The sequence below is a fragment of the Siphonobacter sp. SORGH_AS_1065 genome, from assembly GCF_030818595.1.
Taxonomy (GTDB): domain Bacteria; phylum Bacteroidota; class Bacteroidia; order Cytophagales; family Spirosomataceae; genus Siphonobacter.
The window spans coordinates 1,364,894-1,383,018 of record NZ_JAUTAM010000004.1; the positions used below are offsets into that span (position 1 = coordinate 1,364,894).

Genomic DNA, 18,125 nt, shown 5'->3' on the forward strand with positions numbered 1-18,125 from the left:
CTGTTGATGAAGTATAAGTAAATAATTAGCAAAGCAACTATTCGTACACAAAGAGAATACATATAGACTGGAAAGTCAATAAATAGGCTAATAAATTCTGCTTTAACCCTAAAAAAACTGCTTTGCTGGCCGCTAAAAGCCTTTACATTTGTAGACTCATTTTAGCTCAGTTTATGCAGAATCCCGAAGATTTGGTGTTGGCAAGTGTAGGAAATCGCTTTCTGGCCAATTTAATTGACAATATCCTAATTAATATTCTTTCCTTTCTCTTAGCGTATTTGGTAGGTATTCCCCTCTTCAATCTGGATATTCAACAGGTTAATGCCAATCCTGAAGCCTTTTACGAAGTCTATTACCAATTTCTGATGATTGCCATCCCCGTTAGCTTCTTTTACCGTTTTCTCCAGGAAAGCTCGCGATACCAGGCTACTATTGGCAAACGCATTCTAAAGCTGAAGGTAGTAAAAGTAACGGGGCAACCCCTGTCGTATAAAGATTCACTTTTTCGTAACGTAGTGAAGGAAATCAGCGGCTACTTTTATATGGTATACGTCTTCGGTCTTTTTAACCGTTTACATCAGTGCGTGCACGATCTGGCCGCTCAGACTTACGTAGTAGACGATTTATAGCCCCTTTTGTTCTCCATGCGGTTCACTAAAGCAGTATGGATTTTTCTATTAACGGCAGCCTTACTCCTGTTGCTGGATTTTTTACTGCCCTTCCGGGTAAATCCACGGTATTCCACTCTGGTAGAGGCGGCTGATGGTTCGGTTTTGCACGCTTTTCTCAATGAAGAGGATAAATGGCGACTTTATACCGAACTTGAAGAAATTAGCCCTACGCTTCGCACGACCCTTATCCATAAAGAAGACCGTTGGTTTTATTTCCATCCGGGGGTGAATCCGCTGGCTTTGGTCCGGGCTCTTTCTACAAACCTCAGCCGCAACAAGCGAAGCTCGGGAGCGTCTACCATTACCATGCAAGTGGTGCGGTTGCTTGAACCTCGCCCTCGCACGTACCTGAGTAAGGGCATTGAAATTCTGCGGGCGTTTCAGCTCGAAGCCCATTACAGCAAAGATGAAATTCTTCAGTTGTACATTAATCTGGTGCCTTACGGCTCCAACATTGAGGGAATTAAAGCAGCGTCTTTACTCTATTTTCAAAAGCCTCCCGAAGTCTTAAGTTTGGCCGAAGTAATGGCCTTGACGATTATTCCCAACCGCCCCAGCAGCCTTCGTCCCGGTAAGAGTAACACCTATTTACTCAGCGAACGAAACCGTTGGCTACAACGCTTCAAAGAAGAAAAGTTATTTGATTCGCAAACGATTACGGATGCCATTGCCGAGCCTTTACTGGCCAAACGTGTAGCCGCCCCACAATCGGCTCCGCACCTGGCCCTCAGACTAAAAAGTGAATTTCCGGATACTCCCATTCTCAAAACCACCCTTCAAAGAGCCCGGCAATCCACGCTTGAAAAGTTAACCTATAACTACGTCAGCCGCTTGAAAGCGATGAACATCCGCAATGCGGCTGTACTGGTGATTAATAACCGTACGATGGCCGTGGAAGCTTACGTAGGTTCTGCCGACTTTAATGATCATACTGACGGCGGACAGGTGGATGGGATTCGGGCCATTCGCTCACCCGGTAGCACGCTTAAACCTCTGCTTTATGCGACGGCTTTTGATGCGGGCTTACTTACGCCCAAGTCGATTCTCTACGACGTTCCTACCAACTTTCAGGGGTTTGAACCCGAAAATTTTGACCAGCAGTTTCATGGCAAAGTGAGCGTAGAATTTGCCCTGGCTAATTCGCTTAATGTCCCCGCCGTTCAGGTATTAAGCCAGTTGGGAACGACAGCTTTCCTCGAAAAACTCAAAAAAGCGGAATTCAAAACCATTCAAAAGCAATCCTCCAAGCTGGGCCTCTCCATGATTCTGGGCGGATGCGGCGTAACGTTAGAAGAGTTAACCACCCTATTTGCCAGCTTTGCCAATCAGGGCCAGTTTAGCAAAGCCTATTACCTGCAAAAACCAGAATTTCATAACCCCACTTCGCTGATTAGTGAAGAAGCGAATTTTCTCATTAATCAGATTCTTACCCAGCCTACTCGTCCCGATTTACCTAATAACTACGCCTACACCTACCGGCTGCCCCGCATTTCCTGGAAAACGGGTACTTCTTTTGGTAAGAAAGACGCCTGGAGTATCGGATATAACGCTCACTATACCGTGGGTGTATGGGTAGGAAATTTTTCCGGCGAAGGCGTGCCCGAACTTAACGGAGCCAATATTGCCACGCCGCTTTTGTTCGAGATCTTTAATAGCATTGATTATAACTCTACGGCTCAGTGGTTCGCTCAGCCCGAAGGACTTTCGCACCGAATGGTTTGTCAGGAAACGGGGCAAATTCCCAGTTCTTTCTGTATCCATCAAATCGAAGATTATTACTTGCCGGGCGTTTCCAGCACCCAAGCCTGCGAGCACAAAAAAAGCGTCTGGCTGGATGTCCGGCGTCGCATGAGTTATTGTCCTTACTGCATGCCTGAAACGGGCGTTGAGCAGGTTTTTCTTCCTAATGATCCGCCTCAGCTTACGCAGTATTACGAAGCCCGCCATATCTCCTACGAAAAAATTCCGCCGCATAATCCTTCCTGCACCCGGGTATTTGGGAATGCTTCTCCGTTGAAAATTACGTATCCAGTGGAAGGGTCAACCTACCGTTTGAACCGCAAAGACCAGACCCGGTTAGCTCTAACGGCCCAGACGGCCAGCGATACCAAGACACTTTACTGGTATGTAAATGATGTTTTAGTCGGCTCGGCGGCTCCTCAGCAATCCGTCTTTTGTCAGCCTTCGGCGGGAAAGGTAAAAATCTCCTGCGTGGACGATCAGGGCCGGGTAAAAACGCTGTGGATTCAGGTGAATTATGATTAATGAAATAAAGATTAAACGGGCTTTTCTGTAATAGAAAGCATCCTTAATCAGAGGATGAAAAAGAAAAGTAAATTTAAATTGAACTATAAATCACAAGTGATAGTTATCGTTGTGGTAATTATATGTAACTTTACCATATAAAAGTTTCTGCCTTTGCTACTTCTGATCTAGCTCGGAATATTTTCTTCCCCTCTAAGCAGTTTTCGCTTCCTCAGTTGTCCCTTTTATAAAATCAAATTTATTTAAACCCTGTGTGTATTTATACTGCACTAAAGAGTAGTCATTTATCTGCATTTGTGCAGTAAAAGATTAAACATTCAGTCCATATAAAAGCAAGCCTGGTTTAGGCATATAGTTCATTATTTACTGGTGTATTTTGTTGATTATCAAGGATAATAGTAAAAAAGCAAGTTACCTCCACACCATTAAAATTGAACCAATCGTTTATCCATTAGTCAGAATATTCAAATGGTACGATCAATCAAATGATAGTTTTGGGAGGTGATTTTATTACTATTCAATGGGCTTTTTGGCCCGTTAATCCATCAAAATAACAAACCGATAGTTCGGTACATACATTAATGAACTTTCAGGAATTTAACCTTATATCTCCTATTTATAAAGCCCTTAGCGAGATAGGATATACCCAGGCCACGGAAATACAAGCCCAGGCCATTCCCACCATCTTAAAAGGCAGTGATATTATTGGCTGTGCTCAGACAGGAACCGGAAAAACGGCAGCATTTGCCATCCCTATTTTACAATTACTTCATTCGAATTCGAGTCCCAAAGCCGGTATTCAGGCCTTGATCCTGACACCGACCCGGGAGCTGGCTATTCAGATTGATGATAATTTTAAAATGTACGGTAAGTATTTGCCCCTAAAACACTTGGCTATTTTTGGCGGAGTCCCTCAGGGTAATCAAGTGGCTGCTCTCAAAAGAGGGGTACATATTCTCATTGCTACGCCGGGCCGCCTGCTGGATTTGCTTCAACAGGGATTGATTAGTCTCTCTCAGATTAAGATACTAGTATTAGACGAAGCCGACCGAATGCTGGATATGGGGTTTGTGAATGACGTGAAGAAAGTACTTACCAAAGTACCAGTCAAAAAACAGACGCTGTTTTTCTCAGCAACGATGCCCACCAGTATTCGAAAATTTGCCAATACCATCGTAAGGCAACCCGTTGAAATTAATGTAACCCCCGTTTCTTCTACGGCAAAAACAGTGAAACAGGCGGTTTACTTTGTCAACAAAAACGAGAAAACCCGTTTACTTGTTGATTTACTGAAGGACGTGGACATTTTGCGTAGTTTGGTCTTTACCCGTACTAAACATGGTGCGGACAAACTGGTCAAGCAGTTAAGCAAAATGGGAATCCACGCGGCCGCCATTCACGGTAATAAATCGCAAAACGCCCGGCAGCGTGCCTTGAGTGATTTTCGCGATAGCCGTATCCGTGTGCTGGTAGCTACCGATGTAGCTGCCCGGGGTATTGATATTGAAGAACTCCCACATGTAGTGAATTACGAAATTCCCAACGTGCCTGAAACTTACGTTCACCGCATTGGTAGAACAGGCCGGGCGGGCATGAACGGCGTTGCCATTTCCTTCTGTGATCAGGAAGAAAAGGCAGATTTTACTAACATTCAAAAACTCATTGGTTCCCGTATCCCGGTTTTACAATAAACCAGGTATGAAAATACCAGCGTACGTACTCTACTTATCCTTTCCGAACATTAGACTCAAAACGCTAACACCGGAACCATATCAAAAAATATCAATCAATTTTTCATTTAATTAAACATTACCATGCAAGAAGGAACAGTAAAATTCTTTAACCAATCGAAAGGCTTTGGCTTCATTACTCCTACCGAAGGTGGCGAAGATATTTTCGTACACATCACCGGTCTCAATGATGATATTCGTGAAAATGATCAGGTAACTTTCAATGTTCAGGAAGGTAAAAAAGGACTTAACGCCGTTGATGTTAAGTTAGCCTAGCTTTTAGGGTTGCCATCTTCAGATGCGTTGACCTACACTTGATTGCCTGCTCTTATTTCTTATCCTTTGTGGACTAGCCTTTTTCGCTTTTTACAGGATGGACTTATACGTACAGCAAAAAACCTCTTGAAACTGGGAAATGATTTCCGTTTCAAGAGGTTTTTCTTTGGGTTACTTATCTAGAAGCAACTAATCTTCAGCCGCCGCTCCCAGAGCACTCGAAACCAGCGAGACTATAAAACTAAAAATCAAGGCAATCAGCCAGTTATCTACGTAGAAACCATCGACGAGAGCAGCCGCTAGCTTGATAATTAAAATATTGATTACCAATAGAAACAGACCTAATGTCAGAATAGTAATGGGTAGGCTTAGAATCTGTAAAATAGGCTTAACAAAGGTGTTTAGTAATGCCAGTACAACGGCAACGATTAAAGCAGTACCGAAACCGGCGACGGATACCCCCGGCAGAAAACTTGCCACCAGGTATACCACAACGGCATTAATTAATAATCGAACAATGAGACCCATAAGGAGAAGGATTAAAGTTTAAGCAATACTAAAAAAATTTCGTACCAAATCTACTTCTCCGCCTCAGAATCGTCGATTTTACTTCCGTTGCTGGTGACGCTCCTCTAAAATAGCAATGATTTCGTCGAGATCAATATTGCGATCTTCCAGTAAAATCAGGTAATGGAAAAGTAAGTCGGCAGCTTCGTTTTTGAAGAGTTCGTCATTAGCTGACATGGCTTCGATTACTAATTCCACAGCTTCCTCTCCTACTTTTTGAGCAATTTTATTTGTGCCCCGGGCGAAAAGTTTAGCCGTATACGAGCTTTCGGATGGCGATAGTTTCCGCTCGCGGATGATGGTTTTCAGAGTATTTAAAAACTCAACTGACATAATAGATTTTATTAATACGTGTAATGTATTTCAACGAGGATTTTCTTCCGAAAAACAGGTATCTGCTCCTGTATGACAGACCGGGCCGACGGGTTCCACTTTAATAAGCAGGGTATCCTGATCGCAATCCACCCGAATTTCCTTGACGTTCAGAAAATTACCTGAGGTTTCCCCCTTCGTCCAAAGACGATTTTTAGTCCGGCTAAAAAAAGTAACTACTTTTTCAGCCTGGGTTTTTTCATAGGCTTCCTGATTCATAAAGCCCAACATTAGAACTTTATTCGTAAGAACGTCCTGAATAATAGCGGGAATAAGCCCCCCCGCCTTGGCAAAGTCCAATGATTCCATGACTTAGATACGAATGGGAAGACCCTGATCTTTAAGGTAATTTTTTAAATCCGGAATACCGATTTCGCGGAAGTGGAAAATACTGGCCGCTAGCCCTGCGTCAGCTTTACCCGTAGTAAAGACCTGCTGGAAGTGCTCCATGTTTCCCGCCCCGCCCGAAGCAATGACCGGAATACTCAACGCTCCTGAAACGGTAGCCGTTAAATCCAGAGCAAAACCAGCTTTGGTACCGTCAGCATCCATCGAGGTTAATAAAATTTCCCCTGCTCCCCGCTCCTGAGCTTCTTTGGCCCAGGCAATCGTGCGAAGCTCGGTAGGCTTTCTTCCCCCGTGGGTATGCACAATGTGTTCGATGATGAGCTTTTCGTCGTGCGAACTAACGCGTTCGGAGCCAAAACGGTCGGTTACTCTTTCCTGGTGACTGATGGTCTGAACAGGCACCGAAATTTCCCTGGTATCGATGGCGACGATGATGCACTGCGAACCGAATTGCAGAGCCAGTTCATCAATTAACTCGGGACGGCGAACCGCCGACGAGTTAATGGAGATCTTGTCAGCTCCGGCATTGAGTAAGGCGGAAACATCTTCAACCGAACTGATACCGCCGCCAACGGTAAAAGGAATATTGACGTGCTGGGCCACCTTACGAACCAAGTCCACCAGGGTTTTGCGGTTATCCACCGTGGCAGTAATGTCCAAAAAGACGAGTTCATCGGCTCCTTGCTCAGCGTAAAGGGCTCCCAGTTCAACGGGATCACCCGCGTCGCGAAGATTAACAAAGTTGGTACCTTTTACCGTGCGTCCATCTTTGATATCTAAACAGGGTATAATGCGTTTGGTTAACATGCCTGATTTTCTTTAAGCGAACGTACGTAAATCACTTAGGGTAACTCTTCCTTCGTAAATAGCCTTGCCCACAATCACACCATACACATTCATATCGGCGAGTTTGGTTAAATCATCCATGCTACTTACCCCACCCGAAGCGATAATCTTCAGCTCGGGGGACTGTTCCTGCAATTTCTTATAAAGGTCAAAACTGGGTCCCTGAAGTAAGCCATCTTTGGCTACGTCGGTAGAGATAATGTATTGAATACCTTTCTCCTCCCAGTTTTTCACAAAATCATAGACCCAAAGTTCGGTACCTTCTTCCCAACCACTCACCGCGATGCGTTCGTTTTTAGCATCTGCACCCAAAATCATTTTCTCTCCACCAAAGCGGCTCAGCCAGCTTTCAAACAGATCTGGATTTTTTACGGCAATACTGCCCCCCGTTACCTGTCTGGCCCCGCTTTCAAAAACGATCTTTAAGTCTTCATCCGACTGAACACCCCCACCAAAATCCACATGTAAAGAAGTCTGACTGGCAATCCGCTCCAGAACTTTGTAGTTAATAACCTTTTTGGCCTTAGCTCCGTCCAAATCCACTAAATGCAAACGCGTCAGTCCGGCTCCTTCAAATTCTTTGGCCACTTCGAGCGGATTGGCATTATAAATCGTCTTCTGGGAATAATCGCCCTGAGTCAATCGAACGGCCTTGCCTTCAATCAAATCAATTGCGGGAATAATGTACATTCCGTTACGTTATAGTTTTGTAGAAACGTGATTCCTCACGTCTGGTTCGTTTGATTATAAAGCCAGGAAATTTTCCAGAATGGTTTGTCCTTCCTTACCGCTGATTTCGGCGTGAAACTGAGCCGCATAGAAATTGTCTTTATGCAACATGGCCGAAAACGGAACCACATAGTCACAAGTCGCTACCGTGTATTCATTAACGGGGGCCGCGTAACTGTGCACAAAATAGACAAAGGGATTTTCCGTTAACCCGCTAGTTAAGGGCGACTTCAGGTCGTACAGGTTGTTCCATCCCACGTGCGGCACTTTCAACGACCCGCTGGGGAAACGTTTGACATCCACTGGAAAAATATTTAGTGCGTCCGTATTATTTTCTTCGGAAAAGCGGCACATCAGTTGCATGCCCACGCAAGTTCCCAGAACGGGTTGTTTTAAAGTCGGAATAACCTGATCCAGACCCTTTTCCCTCAAATATGCCATGGCTGTGGAAGCTTCGCCTACACCAGGGAAAATGACTTTATCCGCCGAACGAATTTCCTCTTCGTCGTCGGTCCAGAGGTAAGACGCCCCGATTCGTTCCAGAGCGTAACGCACACTCTGTACATTACCGGCGTTGTATTTGATAATAACGGTTTTCATTGCTTTGATTCAGAGAAATGAATAAAAAAACGCCCGATTCTTGGAATCAGGCGTTCATATCTGTTATTCGGTAGTGACAGTATCAGGAAACCGGAATCACATCAGCCTGTTGGAGCGGATTAATGCGTGAGGATGATGATGAAATACGGTGCAATTCATAGGGCAAAAGTAGAGTATTTTTTGAGAATTAGGTTGCTCCTGTAGATAATTCTAAGCAAGTCTATACCTGACAACAATTGATCTACTCTATTTCATAAAGCTAGGTCAATGGCTAATTAGCACTAAAACAGCTCCATTTGGTCAACTTTAGGCAGAAACCGAGGTGGCTTTAAATCCGTCTTTAAGTGCGTATTGAACTGTTCCACCCAATAGGCAGCCAATTCAGGAGCACATTCACTTTGACCGCAGTGAATAAAGGCGTATACTTCCTCTAACCCAGCTTCTTTCCAGGTTTTCAATCGTTCAATCCAGGCATCCGTTCGGCTGTAATCGGTGGGATGTAACTCATTACCCACAAAACGTAACACCGCTTTAGGAATCGTCAGACTTTGGTGCAAAACATCCCGCCGGCCAGAAACATCCGTAATGACCAGAGCGTGGCCCGCTTCAGCCACCACTTCGCAGGTACGAGCCCAGATTCGGGGCTGATTGAACCAGTCCGCATGCCTGAACTCGATGGCAATGGATAGCCCGGAAGGGATCTGTTTGAAAAACTCTACCAGCCCTTTTCCCTTCTGAGGCGTATAGGCCGGGCCCATCTGTAAGAAAGAAATCCCTAGGTGCTCGCCCAGCTTCAGGATTTGCTGGCAAAAGTAAGCCGTTGCCTCCTCGGCGTTTAAGAGCTCTTTCTCATGACTGATGACCTGCGGGAATTTAGGACAATACGTAAAGCCCGGCGTAGCCGCCTTCTTCCAGCGTTCAATCGTCTCATCACTTGGAATCTGATAATGCGTCGTATTGAGTTCGATGGTATTGAACTGCTCGGTATAGTGTGGCAGGGCTTCTTTTTCTTTTAATCCAAAGGGATAAATTTTACCAAACCAACTCTTTTCATGCCAAACCGGACAACCTACATAGGCCCTAAATTCGTTCGGCGTTGGGGCTGCTTCTAAAACCTGGGTTGTCACCGGATGATCCGGTGGAAGCTGAAAGTTTATGTGATCTATTTTTTCGGGTGAAACCTTACCAAAATCCATCTTTAACGTGCGTTTTGAGGCCTAATGCATTAAAAACTCCGAGCCACTTATTCCCAGTCTTCGCCAAGAATTTTCCAGACTAAACCGGACTCGTAGCCTTTCCCCAGAGCAAAGCGAACCAGCTTCTGCTTGCGAACGCGGGGATCCTCATCTTTCAGGGAAGCGTCCTTCTTTTTCAACAGATTTTTCAAAGACTCCAGGTACTGCTCCTCATCAATTTGCTCTAATCCCGTCTTTCGATCTTCGCTATCGAGGCCTTTCCGACGCATTTCCTGTTCAATCTTCAAACGTCCCCACTGCCGGGTTCTAAATTTTCCCCGGGCAAACGACTGGGCATAACGTTCCTGACTCAAATATCCATCCTCGATGAGCCGCCCGATGATTTCTTCGGAGTCGTCTTCTGATACATCCCAGCTCTTGAGCTTCTGTTTGACATCCTGCACGGTACGTTCCTGGTAGGCACAAAAGTGAGCCGCCTGGAGTAAAGCATCTTTATTCATGACTGGTTAGTTATGGACTGGTTTTCAAAAATAACGTCCCGACAAGAACAGACCTCCGGGAATGATTATCTTTATCGCTCTTTCCCCCTTTGATCATGATCATTCAGTTATATCGCTCAGCCTACAGTGGCCTCTCGCGATCGGTGTGGTTACTGGCAGCCGTTATGTTTATTAACCGCTGCGGCACCATGGTAATTCCTTTTTTGGGAGTTTATTTAACGGAATCCCTGCATTTAAGTATTGATAAGTCCGGCGTCGTCATGGCTCTTTTTGGCGTAGGCTCCATCGTTGGAACCCTCGTGGGCGGACGCTTAACCGACCGACTGGGAGCCTATAACGTCATGTGGATGAGTTTGGGCCTGGGTGGCCTGATGTTCATTGTTGTGGGTCAGCTTCAATCCTTCGAAGCTCTTTGTCTGGGTACTTTCGTTCTGGGCAGCGTAGCCGAAGCTTTCCGCCCCGCCGTGACGGCTTCAGTAGCATTATATAGTAGACCCGAAAACCGAACGCGTTCGTATTCATTAAATCGTCTGGCTTTAAATCTGGGCTGGTCAGTAGGACCGGCAGTGGGTGGCTGGCTGGCTTCGGTTAATTACTCACTTTTATTCTGGGTAGACGGCTGCACCTGCATCGCCGCGGCTATCCTCCTCCGGTTGATCTTACCTAAAACTTCCCGTTCTTCCGAAGAAGTCACCGAACAATCCAGCCCTACTGACTCGGCTTACCGGGATTATAAATACCTGGTTTTCATGATTTTTGTGACCTTGTTTGCCATCAGCTTTTTCCAGTTATTTTCCACTGTTCCGCTGTACTATAAACAGGTGTATCATTTATCCGAAGACCAGATCGGTACCTTAATGGCCCTGAATGGAATCCTGATTGTGTGTATTGAAATGGTGCTGGTTCATAAACTCGAAAATCGGTACCCTTCTCTACACTTGATGGCTGTGGGAAGTATACTAGTGGCTTGCTCCTACTTTATTTTCAATGTCACCTTTGGCGTCTGGTGGTTAGTTATTGCGATGATAACGGCCACTTTTGCTGAAATGTTGGCCATGCCTTTTATGAATACCTATGCTTTACAACGGGCAAAACCCCACAATCGTGGCCAATACACGGCTATCTATACTGCCTCTTGGTCCATCGCTCAGATTTCGGCTCCGCTAATCGGAACGCAGTTCATTAGCCGGATGGGTTTTACTATGGTTTGGTGGCTGATGGTAACCTTCTGCGTCATGGCCGCCTGCGGTTTTTGGGCGATTTATTATAAAACAGGACGAATTGAAAAACTTTCCTGAAAATAATCGCATTATTTTTCAAAGGTGAAACTTTAGCATATCTCCCGCCGTTTTACTTACAACTTGGCAGAAATGAAAAAGACACGCTCTTCAGGAACGTGTCTTTTTTTCATTTATAAGCGTTTTTATTCTGAATGCACTTCCGTTGCTTTTTCGTGTTTTTCAATGAAGTCCCGAAGCCTCTGCACAGCATTTTTCAATTCCCCGTAATGTTTGAGTAATAGGGTTTGTACGCTATCCTCACTGAGTTGTATCTGGTCGCATTCCTGTGCATACTTGGCAAGATTTGCTTCTTCTGCACATAATAAAGCTTTTAAGATAGCCTTGGTATCGTGTCCTGAAAGTTTAGAGCGGAAGTCAATCCAAAGGTTGTGCAAATCGCCGGAAAGAGTGCTTTGTTCTTCCCACTCCAGTCCCAGTTGCTCCAGTAACTGATGAATTTCTGACATCATTTCCGCCGACTCCTGCTCGCAGTGGCTAAACAATTCCTTAAAATGGGGTTCTTTAATTTCATCCTGAGCGTTTCGGTATTGCTCAAGTCGATCACTACAAACAGCATATAAAAAATTCAATATCTGTCTTTGTTCATTCGAATCCATGCGTGTGGGAAGTTAAGAAATTATAAAATCTGCATTTTCAGCCTGGAATTAGAGCATTTTGAGCAACACATCCCCATTTATTTGAAAATTTAGTGCCACCTATTTCTTATTTTTACCCAAAAGCCTAGTCTGAAAAACTGGCTTAGCTTTTTCAAGGTTATCTCCTCTGATTAACACCACCCCTATATGCTTATTGAAGCTAGTTGTCAAATTGAACTGGAAGCTCTCTATCTGGTTCCAGCTGTTTTTATGCTACGTCCTCGCAGTGGCGTAGGCCAGTTTGTGCTTAAAGAAGAATACATCGTAGACCCGCTTGTTCCCATTACCGAATACACTGATTCATACGGTAATCTTTGCCAGCGACTGATGATTCCTCCCGGACCTTTTCGACTTGAATCAAGAGTCACTGCCGACTGTGCCGATCAGATTGACATTCATATGAATGCCGACTGGGTTCCTGTGTCTAATGTTCCCGATGAGGTCATGCAGTTTCTGCTTCAAAGTCGCTACTGTGAGGCAGATAAACTAGGCTGGCTGGCAGCCGATATTACTAAAGGTTACTCCTTGGGGTATGCTCAGGTAGAAGCCATTCGTCAGTGGATACATCAGAATGTCCGCTATGAATACGGCGTTACGAACGCCTCAACCTCTGCCGTGGATATTACTAAGACACGTGTGGGCGTCTGCCGGGATTTTGCTCACTTGGGCATTGCTCTCTGCCGGAGTCTCAATATTCCGGCCCGAATGGTGGTGGGTTATCTGTATAAACTTGATCCCATGGACTTACACGCCTGGTTTGAAGCCTATGTGGGAGATCGCTGGTATACCTTCGACGCCACGCAATCGGAGCCTAAAGGCAATCGATTAGCTGTAGCGTACGGACGTGATGCTGCCGATGTAGCGTTTGCTTCTTATTTTGGAGGGGTAAATTTCCGCAGTTTACAGGTCGACGTACAGGCCGTACAGCCTTCTGCCCTTACGCATTCCGCTTCCTCTTAATCAAAATTAACAGAGCAATGTGGAATTAATTACACACTCCTTTTATCTATAATCTTTCGTTAAAGCGTACACGGCCCTACTGAGCTTTGCTGTACGCTTTTTTTATTTAAGTAAGTAGTTTAACGTATCTCCCTTATTTCTACTTATTTAATCATGAAAAAATCCTTCATTTACCTCAGCTCAGTTTTGTTATTGAGCACTTCATTCATCGCCTGCTCTCAGAAAGACAAACACAAAGTAGCTGACGATGCCCAGAAAGCTCAGGATAAAATTGAAAATGCTGCCGACAAAGCTGCGGAGAAGACCAAAGAGGCTTACGATGATATTGCTTCAGATGTTCGCCAGGAGACAAAAGAGGGCAAAGAAGATCTGGAAGCAGAGCGTACGGAACTGAAAGTAAAAATTCAGGATCAGAAGTCGGCTTTACAGAATGAAATTGACCGAATTGATGGAAAAATTAAAGTAGCTCAGGCGAAAGAAAAAGTTCGCTGGCAGGAACGCAAGGCTAAGCTAGAATTAGAACGTGATAAACTAGATGTTTCTCTGAAAGAATTAAAGTTAAAAGTTCAATCGGATTGGCAGGAATTCAAACGCAAAACTGATCGCACGATAGAAGAAACCAAAGAAAGCATCGATCATAAGTAAATGTACTTAAGTGTAGAAAAATAATCCCCATCACCTCATTTTGGGGTATAGATTCACCGAGGAAAATCAGCGTACGAAGAAAGAGCGATGCAGATTCTTGTATTGCTTCTTATTCGTACGCTGATTGTATCATTTTTAGTAGAAAAAATGCTAACGCTGTCCTGTATTCGTAAAAACAAATAAAGCTCAGACTAGATGCCCGAGCTTCGTATCAATAATTAAGTGATAGGTTGTATTAGTCTAAAACAGATTCTACTAGTCTAAAACTAAGTGGCTTTTCCAGGAAAGCGTCTGCTCCTGAAGCTAATGCCTTTTCGCGAAGATTACTCATCGCACTAATCATTACAATCCGACTGCCAGGATATAGTCGACGCCAGCTAGGTAAAGCATCAAGGCCCGTACCATCAGGAAGGTTATTATCAAGAAAAACAACGTCTGGATTTACGCTCATTAGTTGTTCATAACCACTACGAAGGTTGTTAGCATAACTTACGTCGGCTTTTTTTCTTTGCAGAAAGCTGCCTAACAACATACATAAGTCTTCTTCATCATCTACGATTAAAACCTTCATATTGTTACCATATATACTCTGAAGATACGTGGGCATATCTCGTATAAGTTAAAACATAGGAAATATCCTAAGTCATCCGTGTTACTTGTTAGTTATTATTTTAATTCTCAATAGGACGTGATTAAAAAAGATTGGGCAAACCCGGTGGATTTGCCCAATGCCGATCTTCCACCTAACCTAAAACACCTGTACGGTGCGGTATCCGGGAAGTATTTTTAAAATAATATACCAAAGCGATTTTGTGTGAAAAATTCCCCAATCTGCTCCATTTTGTTCTTAATTCGTTTCTAAGATGACGAAATGGGGATTCAGGAAACACCATTATAAATATCTTCCTTTACTAATAAATGCGTTTTTATACCTATTTTCACAGTATTTATCTCTATATTGTCTTACGGTGGCACGGGTGTTTCATTTATCAATACGAATCAAAAGTTTCACAAATTAAACAGGAGGATATCATGTCAAATAATGGAAAAATCTTTTTGGGAATTGTAACTGCAGCCGCAGCTGGTGCCGTTATCGGTCTGTTATTCGCTCCCGATAAAGGAACTGATACACGTGGAAAAGTAAAAAAACAAGTAAACGATATTGCCGATGAAATTCTGAAAGCTATTCAGAAAGGCAAAATTTCTTTAGACGACCTGAAAACCCAGGCTACTTCTAAAGCTGAAGATCTGAAAGACAAAGCTCGTTCTAAATTCGATGAATTACAGAGCAAAGCTGAAGATACAGCTGATGTAGCTAAGAAAAAAGTAAACGAACAATTGAGCTAATTACCGATCGGTTCGTCTATGTACAAACGGGGAACTCAGATTTGGGTTCCCCGTTTGTTCTTCACCACGCGATTTGAAGTGATTCTCCTTTATTAAAATGATTCTTTTGAACCAAAATCTATCTGTTTCACCCGCATTTAATCTATGGAATCTCTGAAAGATATACGTGAATCTGCTGAGGATTTATTTGGACGTATTACTGAATATATTGAAGCACGCTGGAATATGGCGGTACTTCAGACCGCCGACAAAACAGCAGATATTGTTTCTTCGCTAGCTGCAATAATCATTTTATCGGTTTTCGGTGGAATGGTTGTCCTTTTTGGAAGTATTGCGTTGGCCTGGTGGATTGGCGAAAGTACGGGTAGCGTGGCCGCAGGGTTTGGTCTGGTAGCGTTGGGCTATGCCCTTATTACACTTGTATTATTTATGATTCGGGATAAGTTTATTAAAATCCCTATCCTTAATACCTTCATCAAACGCTTTTATTATAAGCCTGAAGAAAAATAATAGTTAGACAAACGATAGTCCTTACTCAGCTTATTATGGAAAGAAAAATTGAAAACTTATCAGATTTGCAGGCGGAAAGAGCTCGGCTGAAGAATCAGCTTGAAGTATCCAAGGTACAGATCAAACGTCAACTTGACGGCATTAAAGACGATATCAATCCAGCCCGGCAAGTCATCAACACGGTTTCTGGTCTTATGGCCAAGCCTGAAAATAATCTGTTTAGTAACGGCATTGGCCGAGGTATAGATCTCGCCTTGCAGTTTACTCCCCTGGGAAGAGCCGCCTGGCCGCTTCGGATGTTAGTGCCTTTTGCGGTTAAACGGGTAACGACGAACTTTCTGAATTCAAATGGTCCTCAGGTTCTGGAGAAGTCACTTATATGGGTAAAGAATGTTACGGACGAAAGACCAGCCTTTCCCGCTAAGATTAGCCTGAAACCTGAAAAAAGCTTAAAGGAAAAGTTCTTCAGTTGGCTCAAAGATGTGACGGAAGACCATGACCCGGAACCTAAAGAAGCCATAGTTATTGAGACACTCCCTCTGACTTCGCCTGATCTGAACATTCGCACGCCGCTTTAATTAGCAAGAAAGCCAATTCTTCCCCGAATTGGCTTTTTTATTTACCGGGTACGGAAGCTATATTCAACCAGAACTGCCCGAAGCTCTTTACGATCTGAAGTAACTGATCAAAAGAAATAGGCTTGGTAATGTAGCAGTTAGCTCCTGATTCGTAGGTCTTCAGAATATCCCGCTCTGAATTGGACGTAGTCAATACAACCACGGGAATTGCTTTTAAGTCCGGATTCTGTTTAATTTCAGTTAATGCCTCCCAACCGTCCTTACGCGGCATATTCAAATCGAGAAAAATAATGCCGGGTCTGGGAAAGCGTCCACGATCTGCATAAGCTCCTTCATTGTGAAGAAACTGCATGAGCTCTACCCCATCTGCTACAAAGAAAATGTCGTTCACAAGCAGGCTGTCGCGAAACGCAGTTTTAATCAGGAAACGATCATCTTCGTCATCATCGGCAACCAATATAGGAATTTGAGTATTCATATTTTGCACAAAAAGCCTTCACTTTATTCAATAGGTTCGCTCATTCTTTCCCGTGACCAGGACTGGATTTACTAATTCCTGACTGGTGGTTTCCATAGGAAAATAAATAGTAAAGATAGCACCTTCTCCGGGTTTTCCCTCGGCAAAGATATACCCTTCGTGGTTTGTAACCACCCGGCGACAAATAGCCAGGCCTATACCGGTACCGCCATAGGCTGTCTTGGCGTGCAATCGCTGAAAGATGATAAAAATCTTTTCGGCATATTCGGGTTCAAAGCCAATACCATTGTCACTAATCCGAATGCGATGATACGATTGCTCTTTTTTGAGATCCGTATCGATGTTAGGAATCTCCTGGCCTGTAACCTGTTTGTAACTAATTCTTACTCGAGGGTTAATGCCCGTTTGTTGAAATTTAAGAGCATTACTCAACAAATTCAGAAACAATTGCCGAATCTGTGTAGGGTAAACCAGCAGCGTGGGTAAGGCATCACAGTCAATCTGAGCATTTTTTTCTGAAATCATCAGTGATAAATCCGCCTTGACCTCTTCCAACAAGCTGCTCAGATTAACGACCTGAGCGGTATCCGTCCGACTTACCATTCGCGAGTAGGTTAGTAAATCGTTAATCAGCCCCTGCATGCGTTCAGCAGCATTGGAAATTTTGTCAAGCATCGTTTGCCCATCTTCAGACAAACTGTCTTTCTGACGAATCAGTAACCGATCAGCAAACGCTCTTATTTTACGTAAAGGTTCCTGTAAGTCATGCGAAGCGATATAAGCAAACTGTTCCAGCTCGGCGTTTGAGCGGTTTAACGCTTCTATCTTTTTTTCCAGATCTTTCTGGGTAGCACGACGGCGTCTTAATTCTATGTTCAGCATTCCTGCCGAAATGATTAATAACAAAACGGCTAATAGAGCCAGAATCAGCAAGTAAGCTGGTGCCAAACTAAACTCCCGTTGCCGGGCCTTAAGCCGGCTTTGCAGAAGCTTACTTTCTTCCTGCTGTATTTCCAGAATGACCTTCTGCATGGCATCCATGATGGCCTTACCTTTCAGAACATTAGCATCCAGATTCTGTTTTTTCACGGTGGGTTGCAGACGAATGTTTTCATCCATCGTCAGCCATTTGTCCCGGCTTAAATTTTCAAAAATAGCCAAACGCCTCATCTGATGGGCGTTGTCTATTACCAGATTGGCCATCCGTCTAAGCGAAAGGTTATACTCCCGACGGGCCTTCTTATACGTTTTTAAAAACGTTTCGCTGCCAGTAATCATGTATCCCCGATTACTGGATTCTGCTTCCTTCATGTGAGCCAGTAATTGCTCACTTTCATTAATAGTTTTATAGGTATGCTCTACGCGTTCGCTAAACCAGGCCGTTGATTTCACCTGATCCAGTCCCAGATAAGTTAATAGAATTAAAATAGCAATTGCGGAAGCTGCGGCAATGTTAAGTAACCAGATGCTAGATGACTTCATCTATAAAAAGGGCAAAACCTAGTGGTAAATTTTCTACAACATGGGGAAATAGGAGGAGGGGATTTGAAGCAGTTACTGTTCCCTGAAAA

Annotated in this window: 20 protein-coding genes and 1 pseudogene; 10 read left to right on the top strand and 11 right to left on the bottom strand. The window is 43.9% G+C overall.

Annotated elements, in window-relative coordinates; translation table 11 throughout:
* The first annotated feature begins 173 nt into the window (after positions 1-173).
* From QE390_RS06165 to QE390_RS06180, 4 genes are all read left to right on the top strand, one after another.
* Positions 174-629 carry an RDD family protein gene (locus QE390_RS06165; protein ID WP_307141501.1) on the top strand — a complete coding sequence of 152 codons (456 nt, stop codon included), beginning with the start codon at positions 174-176 and terminating at the stop codon, positions 627-629.
* Positions 630-644: 15 nt separating this feature from the next.
* Complete coding sequence (gene pbpC / locus QE390_RS06170) at positions 645-2,936, top strand: penicillin-binding protein 1C (protein WP_307141502.1); 2,292 nt, start codon at positions 645-647, stop codon at positions 2,934-2,936.
* A 581-nt stretch (positions 2,937-3,517) separates the two neighbouring features.
* Positions 3,518-4,627, top strand: a complete 1,110-nt coding sequence (locus tag QE390_RS06175) for a DEAD/DEAH box helicase (RefSeq protein ID WP_307141503.1) — start codon at positions 3,518-3,520, stop codon at positions 4,625-4,627.
* 123 nt (positions 4,628-4,750) lie between these two features.
* The gene (locus QE390_RS06180; protein WP_106636994.1) at positions 4,751-4,942 is read left to right on the top strand and encodes a cold-shock protein; all 192 of its coding nucleotides are present in this window, start codon (positions 4,751-4,753) and stop codon (positions 4,940-4,942) included.
* 189 nt (positions 4,943-5,131) lie between these two features.
* On the opposite strand, the gene QE390_RS06185 is transcribed toward QE390_RS06180, so the two are convergent.
* From QE390_RS06185 to QE390_RS06215, 7 genes and pseudogenes are all read right to left on the bottom strand, one after another.
* Positions 5,132-5,470, bottom strand: a complete 339-nt coding sequence (locus tag QE390_RS06185; RefSeq protein WP_307141504.1) for a phage holin family protein — start codon at positions 5,468-5,470, stop codon at positions 5,132-5,134.
* Between the two features lie 78 nt (positions 5,471-5,548).
* Positions 5,549-6,190, bottom strand: a pseudogene (gene hisIE, locus QE390_RS06190) (bifunctional phosphoribosyl-AMP cyclohydrolase/phosphoribosyl-ATP diphosphatase HisIE).
* Positions 6,191-6,193: 3 nt separating this feature from the next.
* A complete protein-coding gene (gene hisF / locus QE390_RS06195) occupies positions 6,194-7,036 on the bottom strand; it encodes an imidazole glycerol phosphate synthase subunit HisF (RefSeq protein WP_106636996.1) in 843 nt (280 codons plus the stop codon).
* Between the two features lie 12 nt (positions 7,037-7,048).
* Complete coding sequence (gene hisA, locus QE390_RS06200; protein WP_106636997.1) at positions 7,049-7,765, bottom strand: 1-(5-phosphoribosyl)-5-[(5-phosphoribosylamino)methylideneamino]imidazole-4-carboxamide isomerase; 717 nt, start codon at positions 7,763-7,765, stop codon at positions 7,049-7,051.
* Between the two features lie 54 nt (positions 7,766-7,819).
* On the bottom strand, positions 7,820-8,404 hold the full coding sequence (gene hisH, locus QE390_RS06205; protein ID WP_307141505.1) for an imidazole glycerol phosphate synthase subunit HisH: 585 nt from the start codon (positions 8,402-8,404) through the stop codon (positions 7,820-7,822).
* Between the two features lie 281 nt (positions 8,405-8,685).
* A complete protein-coding gene (locus QE390_RS06210; protein WP_307141506.1) occupies positions 8,686-9,600 on the bottom strand; it encodes a DUF72 domain-containing protein in 915 nt (304 codons plus the stop codon).
* 47 nt (positions 9,601-9,647) lie between these two features.
* Positions 9,648-10,100, bottom strand: coding sequence for a regulatory protein RecX (locus QE390_RS06215; protein ID WP_307141507.1), 453 nt, complete (start codon positions 10,098-10,100; stop codon positions 9,648-9,650).
* A gap of 95 nt (positions 10,101-10,195) precedes the next feature.
* On the opposite strand from QE390_RS06215, the gene QE390_RS06220 reads away from it, so the two are divergent.
* Positions 10,196-11,398 carry an MFS transporter gene (locus QE390_RS06220; protein WP_307141508.1) on the top strand — a complete coding sequence of 401 codons (1,203 nt, stop codon included), beginning with the start codon at positions 10,196-10,198 and terminating at the stop codon, positions 11,396-11,398.
* A 125-nt stretch (positions 11,399-11,523) separates the two neighbouring features.
* Here QE390_RS06220 and QE390_RS06225 read toward each other — a convergent pair whose 3' ends face one another.
* Entirely contained in the window at positions 11,524-11,997 is a 474-nt protein-coding gene (locus QE390_RS06225) for a PA2169 family four-helix-bundle protein (RefSeq protein ID WP_106637006.1), read from the bottom strand.
* Between the two features lie 186 nt (positions 11,998-12,183).
* Here QE390_RS06225 and QE390_RS06230 point away from each other — a divergent pair, with 186 nt between their 5' ends.
* Both QE390_RS06230 and QE390_RS06235 read left to right on the top strand, forming a co-directional pair.
* Positions 12,184-12,996 (top strand): transglutaminase family protein, encoded by an 813-nt coding sequence (locus tag QE390_RS06230; protein ID WP_106637007.1) that lies wholly within the window; start codon positions 12,184-12,186, stop codon positions 12,994-12,996.
* A 153-nt stretch (positions 12,997-13,149) separates the two neighbouring features.
* Positions 13,150-13,641: a hypothetical protein gene (locus QE390_RS06235; RefSeq protein WP_307141509.1), complete on the top strand. Its 492-nt coding sequence runs from the start codon at positions 13,150-13,152 to the stop codon at positions 13,639-13,641.
* A 235-nt stretch (positions 13,642-13,876) separates the two neighbouring features.
* Here QE390_RS06235 and QE390_RS06240 read toward each other — a convergent pair whose 3' ends face one another.
* The gene (locus QE390_RS06240; protein ID WP_106637009.1) at positions 13,877-14,248 is read right to left on the bottom strand and encodes a response regulator; all 372 of its coding nucleotides are present in this window, start codon (positions 14,246-14,248) and stop codon (positions 13,877-13,879) included.
* A gap of 425 nt (positions 14,249-14,673) precedes the next feature.
* Between QE390_RS06240 and QE390_RS06245 the strand changes: the two genes are divergently transcribed.
* The 3 genes from QE390_RS06245 to QE390_RS06255 all read left to right on the top strand — a co-directional run bounded on the left by QE390_RS06245 (position 14,674) and on the right by QE390_RS06255 (position 16,076).
* Positions 14,674-14,988, top strand: coding sequence for a YtxH domain-containing protein (locus QE390_RS06245; protein ID WP_106637010.1), 315 nt, complete (start codon positions 14,674-14,676; stop codon positions 14,986-14,988).
* 144 nt (positions 14,989-15,132) lie between these two features.
* Positions 15,133-15,498, top strand: a complete 366-nt coding sequence (locus tag QE390_RS06250; RefSeq protein WP_106637011.1) for a phage holin family protein — start codon at positions 15,133-15,135, stop codon at positions 15,496-15,498.
* Positions 15,499-15,533: 35 nt separating this feature from the next.
* Entirely contained in the window at positions 15,534-16,076 is a 543-nt protein-coding gene (locus QE390_RS06255; protein WP_307141510.1) for a hypothetical protein, read from the top strand.
* Between the two features lie 37 nt (positions 16,077-16,113).
* Here QE390_RS06255 and QE390_RS06260 read toward each other — a convergent pair whose 3' ends face one another.
* Positions 16,114-16,554, bottom strand: a complete 441-nt coding sequence (locus QE390_RS06260; RefSeq protein ID WP_106637014.1) for a response regulator — start codon at positions 16,552-16,554, stop codon at positions 16,114-16,116.
* 27 nt (positions 16,555-16,581) lie between these two features.
* Positions 16,582-18,036 (bottom strand): CHASE3 domain-containing protein, encoded by a 1,455-nt coding sequence (locus QE390_RS06265; RefSeq protein WP_307141511.1) that lies wholly within the window; start codon positions 18,034-18,036, stop codon positions 16,582-16,584.
* Positions 18,037-18,125: the final 89 nt, after the last annotated feature.